General features: G+C 46.7%; 9 protein-coding genes. 6 read left to right on the top strand and 3 right to left on the bottom strand.

Annotation, left to right across the window (positions count from 1 at the left end; all coding sequences use genetic code 11):
- Nucleotides 1–99: 99 nt before the first annotated feature.
- Nucleotides 100–309 carry a DUF4240 domain-containing protein gene (locus KU855_RS18110; RefSeq protein WP_218532554.1) on the bottom strand — a complete coding sequence of 70 codons (210 nt, stop codon included), beginning with the start codon at nucleotides 307–309 and terminating at the stop codon, nucleotides 100–102.
- A gap of 92 nt (nucleotides 310–401) precedes the next feature.
- Between KU855_RS18110 and KU855_RS18115 the strand changes: the two genes are divergently transcribed.
- From KU855_RS18115 to KU855_RS18130, 4 genes are all read left to right on the top strand, one after another.
- Nucleotides 402–794 carry a hypothetical protein gene (locus KU855_RS18115; RefSeq protein WP_218532556.1) on the top strand — a complete coding sequence of 131 codons (393 nt, stop codon included), beginning with the start codon at nucleotides 402–404 and terminating at the stop codon, nucleotides 792–794.
- Between the two features lie 61 nt (nucleotides 795–855).
- Nucleotides 856–1,653: a response regulator gene (locus KU855_RS18120; RefSeq protein ID WP_218532559.1), complete on the top strand. Its 798-nt coding sequence runs from the start codon at nucleotides 856–858 to the stop codon at nucleotides 1,651–1,653.
- Nucleotides 1,654–1,836: 183 nt separating this feature from the next.
- Entirely contained in the window at nucleotides 1,837–2,109 is a 273-nt protein-coding gene (locus tag KU855_RS18125; protein ID WP_218532562.1) for an HU family DNA-binding protein, read from the top strand.
- 192 nt (nucleotides 2,110–2,301) lie between these two features.
- The gene (locus KU855_RS18130; protein WP_218532570.1) at nucleotides 2,302–2,991 is read left to right on the top strand and encodes a TorF family putative porin; all 690 of its coding nucleotides are present in this window, start codon (nucleotides 2,302–2,304) and stop codon (nucleotides 2,989–2,991) included.
- Between the two features lie 51 nt (nucleotides 2,992–3,042).
- On the opposite strand, the gene rimK is transcribed toward KU855_RS18130, so the two are convergent.
- A complete protein-coding gene (gene rimK, locus KU855_RS18135) occupies nucleotides 3,043–3,948 on the bottom strand; it encodes a 30S ribosomal protein S6--L-glutamate ligase (RefSeq protein WP_218532572.1) in 906 nt (301 codons plus the stop codon).
- A 316-nt stretch (nucleotides 3,949–4,264) separates the two neighbouring features.
- Between rimK and KU855_RS18140 the strand changes: the two genes are divergently transcribed.
- Nucleotides 4,265–5,617, top strand: a complete 1,353-nt coding sequence (locus KU855_RS18140) for a flavohemoglobin expression-modulating QEGLA motif protein (RefSeq protein WP_218532579.1) — start codon at nucleotides 4,265–4,267, stop codon at nucleotides 5,615–5,617.
- Nucleotides 5,618–5,672: 55 nt separating this feature from the next.
- Here the strand turns inward: KU855_RS18140 and KU855_RS18145 are convergent, their stop codons facing one another.
- A complete protein-coding gene (locus KU855_RS18145) occupies nucleotides 5,673–7,040 on the bottom strand; it encodes a sodium:alanine symporter family protein (protein WP_218532581.1) in 1,368 nt (455 codons plus the stop codon).
- 345 nt (nucleotides 7,041–7,385) lie between these two features.
- On the opposite strand from KU855_RS18145, the gene KU855_RS18970 reads away from it, so the two are divergent.
- Nucleotides 7,386–7,724 (top strand): TM2 domain-containing protein, encoded by a 339-nt coding sequence (locus KU855_RS18970; protein ID WP_256261121.1) that lies wholly within the window; start codon nucleotides 7,386–7,388, stop codon nucleotides 7,722–7,724.
- The last annotated feature ends 152 nt before the right edge of the window (nucleotides 7,725–7,876 follow it).

Below are 7,876 nucleotides of genomic sequence, written 5' to 3' on the forward strand. Positions count from 1 at the left end.
GGTCAATATTCTCAAAAAAGAACCGAGCAAATTAAGTCTTCGCCGAAAGAGACGCCGAGCGGCAATGGATTCGGCCTATTTAGAAAAACTAATAAATGCTTAAAAAACATTCACGCTCTTGCCCTGGGCGGCACCCCAAATTGGCCAGGTATAAGCGCGGCGCATTTGCGTTGAAAAATGTCGGTCAAACTCGGCCAGTTGCTGATTGTCTAATGCCGACAATGCTTGCGTTAAGGCAGCCACCAAGCTCTGCTCATCTTGCGCAGCTTGTGAGCGGCTTACCAATTGCCAAAAATCGTTTTCTGTCACTTCAACCTCTTAGATAACACGTTAATCATGTTTGGGACTGGACTCAGAGCGCTGGAATTTTTACACTCTGGCAAAAACCATAAGAGTTCATCATGAAATCCTATCCCTGGCCCATTACCAGTCTCAGTATTTGTTATTTCATTGCCGCCATACTCGGCATCAGTTATGCCATTATCAGTGGCAATATCAATTTATTTAGCCTAGGCATGATACCAGTATTGGCCGGTATTTACTTACGAGCAGACTGGGGGCTATTAGTATTACGAGTTTATATTGCCATTCAAGGCTTGGCGATCATTGCCTTTGCCACCACGGCTGTCATCGCGTGGCAAATTACACCTGAAGATGTCATCGTGCAATGGCATGGCACCATCATCCCGTTATGGCTGGTCGCCTCGGTCGCGATATTGACCCAAATTCTGCAGTGGTTCGTTGCATTTAACAGCAGCACTAAAGTTTATTTTCAATCAATTCATGCGAATTAGATTGCAAACTGCAAAAGCTGGTAAATACTTACTCTAGGAAGATAGACGCCGTAAGGGACTTATGAGCCAGTTTGATATCAGTGACCTGACCTTATTATTGGTTGAGCCGTCACCCTTGCAACAAAAAATCATCATCGAGCGGTTACATGAGGAAGGCGTTTGCAACATTCAGACCGCCGATACCATTACGGCGGCAAAAGCTGAAGCCAAACAATGCCATCCGGATGTGATTGCTTGTGCAATGCACTTTTGTGACGGCACCGCGTTGGACTTAGTACAATATGTCAAAGATGATCCCGATATCTGCGATATTTTGCTGATGTTAGTGTCAAGCGAATCACGCTTTGAACAACTCGATGCGTACAAGCAATCGGGAGTTGTGGCCATCCTACCTAAGCCTTTCTCCCGCGATAATCTGCATACAGCCTTACTTTCTGCCGCCGATTTACTCAGCCATCAAGAACTCGAATTAGACTATTTAGATCCCCATGAGCTGCGGGTGTTATTAGTCGATGATTCGCGGTTATCCCGCAATATTATTCACCGAACACTTCATAACTTGGGCTTTCATCATATCACCGAAGCCTGTGATGGCTGTGAAGCGAAAACCTTATTTGAAGAGCAACCATTTGATTTAGTGGTCACCGATTACAATATGCCCACCATGGATGGCCTCAGCCTGACCCGCTTTATTCGAGAAGACAGTGAACACAGCCACACTCCCATATTAATGGTGACCTCTGAAGCCGATAAATTTAATCTCAATCAGATATCTCACTCTGGGGTTGATGCTATCTGCGACAAACCCTTTGAACCTAAGTTAGTCAGACGCTTACTTCACCAAATTCTAGAAGGCTAGCCCGGCCTTAACTGCTATCAATCCCCGTGTCATCCGGCCCTCAAGCATGGTGTTCGAATTTTCGAACACTTATGTTGCACATTTGCTACCAATGAGTTAATTTTAAGCAATAACAACTTCCAATCAGTGAGTTGCTGTGGCATGTTACAAGTGAAACATCACTATCTAAGGAAAGACTAAATTATGAATAAAGCAGAACTGATTGCAAAAATTGCAGAGAACGCGGAATTATCAAAAGCTCAGGCTAACCGCGCCTTAAAATCATTTGAAATGGCCGTCACTGAAGCCATGAAAAATGGTGATAAAATCTCATTAGTTGGTTTTGGTTCATTTGAAATTTCAAACCGCTCAGCTCGCACTGGCCGTAATCCACAAACCGGCAAAGAAATTCAAATCCCTGCGGCTAAAATCCCAAAATTTAAAGCAGGCAAAGGATTGCGTGATTCACTGAACTAAACATAACCCAAGCCAGTGGTGCGCGTTGTCTGAATGCCGCGCGAAATGCGAATGGCGCGCAGGCTTGATGGGGCAATCCAACACTTACTCAATGACCATATTTTTGTCATTAAGACCTGATGCTATGCAAATCATGTAGTAACCATTTGCATTAGGTTGAACACCAAATATCTAATAATAAAGGGGAAGAGCATGAACACACGTGTAACAACCATCGGCATTTTAGTGGCTGCAAGCATGGTTTCTGGGATGGCTACAGCTGCCGTATCAGGCAATATTGGCGTGACCTCAAACTATTTGTGGCGCGGCGTAACCCAAACCAATGATGCCGTAGCCGTACAAGGCGGTCTCGATTATGAGCATGAGTCAGGACTTTACTTGACCAGCTGGGCCTCAAACGTCGATTTTGGTGATGAGACTAGCTATGAATTAGATTTAGGTGTCGGCTACAGCAATAGCATTGGCGAGTTTGCTTATGATATTGGTTATGTCTATTACGCCTACCCAGATGCGGTTGATAAAATTGATATCGGCGAAATTTATGGTTCTATCGGCTGGAACTGGTTAACTATTGGCTATTCTCACTTTGTTAATGCTTCAGATGGCATTGTCAGTGAAGGCGTCGATAGCAAAGATTATGGCTACCTAACCGCTGATATTGGTATTCCTGTCAATGAGACCTACTCCATCAATATCCACTATGGTTATTCAAGCGGTGACGTCATTGAAGATTGGTTTGAGAAAAAGAATTACTCTGACTACAACATTGCGCTCAATGCTGAGACCAGCATAGGCACCGTCAGTTTTATGATCTCTGATACCGACCTTAATAGTGACGATCCTAAAGTCATATTAGGCTACTCGTTTGGCTTTGATTTATAAGCCCTAGAGCCGAGTCGCAATGAGCCCGCGATGCGGGCTCATTTGTGTTTATTAAGCCACCACTTTACGCTTGGCTTTTCGAGCCATAACCTCTTTCTCGATGAGTTCGATAATATTTTCGGCAATCGGCTTACCCGTGCATTGCTCTATGCCTTCAAGACCCGGCGCCGAGTTCACCTCGAGCACCAGCGGCCCCCGTTCAGAACGCAAAATATCAACACCGGCCACCACCAGTCCCATCGCTTTCACGGCGGCAATCGCCGTTTTACGCTCCTGCGGCGTGATTTTAACTTTCTCCCCCACGCCTCCCAAATGCAAATTAGAGCGAAAATCGCCTTCGGGTCCTTGCCGCATCATCGAGGCGACGACTTTATCGCCAACAACAAAACAACGAATGTCGCTACCGTTTGATTCTTTGATAAATTCCTGCACCAGAATATTGGCCTTTAAACCCAAAAAGGCTTCGATAACGCTTTCAGCGGCCTTTTTGGTTTCGGCTAAAACTACGCCAATCCCTTGAGTGCCTTCCAGTAACTTAATCACCAGCGGCGCCCCACCCACCATATTGATGAGATCGGGGATATCATCTGGCTTGCTGGCAAACCCAGTCACTGGCATCCCCACCCCTTTGCGGGATAACAATTGTAATGCGCGCAGCTTATCCCGAGAGCGAGCGATCGCAATCGACTCATTCGCAGCGTATACCCCCATCATTTCAAACTGACGCACCAAGGCACAACCATAAAATGTCACGCCAGCGCCAATGCGAGGGATGATGGCATCAAAGCCGACTAATTCCTGGCCTTCAAAATGAATGCTCGGTTTGATCGAATTGATATTCATGTAGCAATTCAGCGTATTAATCACCTGAACTTCGTGACCACGCGCAGTGCAAGCTTCAACCAAACGTCGGGTCGAATACAGTTCAGGATGCTGAGATAAAATACCTATTTTCACGTTAAATACACCAAATTAATAGACCAAAACGGCAGGGCGAATTCTTTGCTATTCACCTTATTTGCGCAAGAGATTTCCGACAACTTCGATTACGAGCCACCATCGGCCACCACACCGAAACATCTCGGTGCCCCTCTCCTGGGATGGCAAATTTTGTCAAAGCGTCATGAGAATCGGCACGTTATCACAAAAATCCAACAACAGCTGTTACCTCTTAAACGGTAAGGTGGGATTTATGTAAAAAATAGTTAAGAAATAAGCTGTTAAACTGCCAATTTGAGATACAATAAAACGACAAATTCGCAGGGAATTCATCATGTCGTCAATCACCTTAGCCTATAAAGAAAACCTAAAAAGCTTATCTGATGAATTAATTCGCATTCAAAAACCCATTCAAATTTTAGATGCTATTAAATGGCCGCGAGAGTTAGAGCGGCAATTTTTGCAACACCCGCACTCGCTGCCGAAGGTGGATCAAGCGTTTTACCAAAATCGACCACTATCATTTTATCCTCCCGAATTAAAATTGGCATTGCTAGATTTAAAAGTAGCGATTCGGCGTAAATTGGGGCATAGAGACAAGCTAGGTAAAATCCTCAGTAAAACCGCTGATCAATATTTGCTTGTGATCGAGATGCTTGAGAATCGTGGCAATCAACGCTTTGGTGAGATCAGCACCCAACTCTACGGCTCGTCTCAACATAAGCTCCATGGTGATCGTCACAGCATTAAACAGTTAGGCGATCGATTAAGTTATTTATTCTCGTTGCCCGCGGCAAAACGTGCCAATCGACAGCACCCCAAAGTGCTGGATGCCGAACATGCGGTTAATGAGCTTAGCCAACGCCTCAATCGGTATTTTCATAGCGACGAAATTCGCGTGCGCTTAAGCGATGGCATCATGTCCGATGCGGCGGTGGGTGGCGATACCATCAAAATTAGTACTCATGCCAAGTTCAGTGAAGCGGACCTTAATATCTATGAAGTCCATGAAGGTTGGGTACATGTTGGCACTACCCTCAATGGCCGGATGCAACCTTATGCCACTTGGTTAGGCGTCGGTTCGCCACGAGTGGCTGCCACCCAAGAAGGCTTGGCCGTATTACTTGAAATGTTGACTTTAAGCTCAACACCGGGGCGAGCACGGCGCATTAGCGATCGTATTGAAGCGGTGAGTATGGCAGAAAATGGTGCCGATTTTATCGAAGTCTTCCGCTATTTTAGAGAGCAAAACCTCAGTGAAACCGATAGCTACCGCATTACTCAACGAGTCTTTCGCGGCGGCGATGTCAGCGGTGGAAGCTATTTCACCAAAGACATCTCTTATGTTCGGGGCTATGTTGAAAACGTCAACTTTATTCGCGCGGCGATTACCGCAGGCCTACCTGAACTGATCCCCATGCTGTTTGTGGGTAAGTTAGCCATTGAAGATATTCCGACGCTCTATCAGGCCCAAAAACTGGGGGTTATTGAGGCGCCGCAGTATTTGCCACCCATGTTTGATGATTACAGCGGCCTTTATGCTTGGTTTGGTTTTGCCGCCGGTCTTGCTGAAATCAATCTAAAAGGGGTGCAACGTCACTTCCAGCGTCTGTTTAAAGATCTGCCAACCATAGATCCTATTTCAGAATTTACCGATGAAACGGAATTTGATAACAACAGCGATTAATCGCACATGCTTGGCCACACACCGCAACATCATGACCGCGGCGTGTGGTCGGCATCTACACCGACTTTTCTGCCAGTTTCTGTTTGGTAAAATACGCTTTAGTTAAGGCAAAGACCACCGGACTTAATAACGTCAGCGCGATTAGGTTCGGGATCGCCATCATGGCGTTTAAGGTGTCAGCCAATAGCCAAATAAACTTGAGTGAGCTCACGGCGCCCAAAGGCACGGCTAACGTCCACAGTAGCCTAAAGGGTTTAACAGCGCGTATGCCAAATAAATATTGCACACATTTTTCGCTGTAAAAACTCCAACCCAGAATGGTGGTAAATGCAAAAATAGCCAAGGCAATGGCCACAATATAATTGCCGATGGGTAAGGCATGGCTAAACGCGAGAGAGGTTAATGCCGCTCCATCTTCACCGGAAGTCCAAGCACCGGTCACCACGATCGCCAAGCCGGTAATCGAACATACGATGATGGTGTCGATAAACGTCCCCAACATGGCGACCAATCCCTGAGCCACCGGGTTGTTAGTCTGCGCCGCCGCATGTGCAATTGGTGCGCTTCCTAAGCCTGCTTCATTGGAAAAAACCCCGCGGGCAACACCAAAACGGATGGCAGCCCACACCGCCGCACCAGCAAAGCCGCCTTGTGCCGCCACCGGATTAAATGCACTGTCGATCACCAAGGCAAAAGCGGCCGGCACTTGATCGGCATACACCACCAATACTGCCAGACCGGCGGTAATGTAAAATACCGTCATTAATGGCACCAGTTTACCGGCGACATCGGCGATACGTTTGATCCCCCCCATTAACACTAACCCCACCAGCACCATCAAGATGAGGCCGGTAATCCACGCGGGCACATCAAAATTGGCACTGAGCGCGGCAGCGACCGAATTGGATTGCACGGTATTACCAATGCCAAAACCAGCAATCGAACCAAACAGGGCGAATAAAGTACCTAACCACGCCCATTTTTGTCCTAAGCCATTCTTGATGTAATACATGGGGCCGCCAACATGATTACCGTTGTCGTCTACCTCACGGTACTTCACCGCCAATACCGCCTCACTAAACTTGGTCGCCATGCCCACCAAGGCAGTACACCACATCCAAAACAACGCCCCAGGCCCGCCCATAAAAATGGCGGTAGCCACCCCGGCGATATTGCCCGTGCCTATGGTGGCCGATAAAGAAGTCATTAGCGCATTAAACGGGCTAATTTCCCCTTTCATATTTTCATCTTTATCTGGAATGCGCCCATCCCAGAGTAATTTAAAACCTGTGCCTAATTTTAAAATGGGCATCAGTTTTAATCCTAACGACAGGAACAACCCCACCCCTAAAATGAGCACCAGCATGGGCGTGCCCCACACCCAGCCATTGACTACCTTGATCACTGAAGTGATGGTATCCATAACAACCTCTTGGTGATTCTTATTATGTCAGTGCCCCCATGGCAACTGAACCAGCCCACAGATTACAACTTATTATTAACAAATCAAAGGCATCTCTGTGTTAGGCGCCAACAACCGCGTCAAGCTGACCGAGTGTGCGCCGCCATAAGAATGGACAGCTCAACTGACTTGCCCTCCCATCTGGCGATTGGCAATAATGACGATTGCCACAGGCTACACTTGTTATCTGTGCAATTCGGCCAATCATGCTTATATTTCTATTCTGTGATCTACGACCCTAGATCTCAGCGCACACATGTACGCATAATTGCGGCTCATCATTTTATCTCTGTGGGAGTCTGTCAATTGAACGCGCAACTCTGTAGTCAGTGCGGGGCCACCATTGCCCATTGCGATCTTGTATGTCACCAATGTCAGTGTGATTTCAGCCTAGATGCCCTTGCAGGTGTCGATCCGAGTGTGCGCCCGAAGAGTCAACAGCTCACGGCGTGGTTCAGTTTACTGCTCGGCGGGATAGGGGCTCACCGCTTTTATTTAGGCCAGCCATTGAAAGGCAGCCTGTATTTAGCCTTTTGTTGGACCTTGATCCCAAGCCTAGTAGGTTGCGTTGATGCCTTTAAAACTATCACTATGGATCCGGTCCAATTCAAACTCAAATATTGCCGGCGCCATCTGCTGTGTTAATTCCAAAAAAAAGCCTGCAAATGCATAATGCCGTTCACTTAGTGTGAACGGCATTTTTCTTAGACTTAATGGGATACTTGTTTTTACTCATTTTTAACGCACGTGGATAGGCCCTATCCCGTTTCCCATCAAGCTTGAACTGTCTCGCATTA

The organism is Shewanella sp. NIFS-20-20, from assembly GCF_019209865.1.
In the GTDB taxonomy this organism is placed as follows: domain Bacteria; phylum Pseudomonadota; class Gammaproteobacteria; order Enterobacterales; family Shewanellaceae; genus Shewanella.

Coding starts and splice junctions, on each gene's coding strand:
- KU855_RS18130 (WP_218532570.1), top strand. CDS start 2,302: ATGAACACACGTGTAACAACCATCGGCATTTTAGTGGCTGCAAGCATG.
- KU855_RS18125 (WP_218532562.1), top strand. CDS start 1,837: ATGAATAAAGCAGAACTGATTGCAAAAATTGCAGAGAACGCGGAATTA.
- KU855_RS18140 (WP_218532579.1), top strand. CDS start 4,265: ATGTCGTCAATCACCTTAGCCTATAAAGAAAACCTAAAAAGCTTATCT.
- KU855_RS18145 (WP_218532581.1), bottom strand. CDS start 7,040: ATGGATACCATCACTTCAGTGATCAAGGTAGTCAATGGCTGGGTGTGG.
- KU855_RS18120 (WP_218532559.1), top strand. CDS start 856: ATGAGCCAGTTTGATATCAGTGACCTGACCTTATTATTGGTTGAGCCG.
- KU855_RS18115 (WP_218532556.1), top strand. CDS start 402: ATGAAATCCTATCCCTGGCCCATTACCAGTCTCAGTATTTGTTATTTC.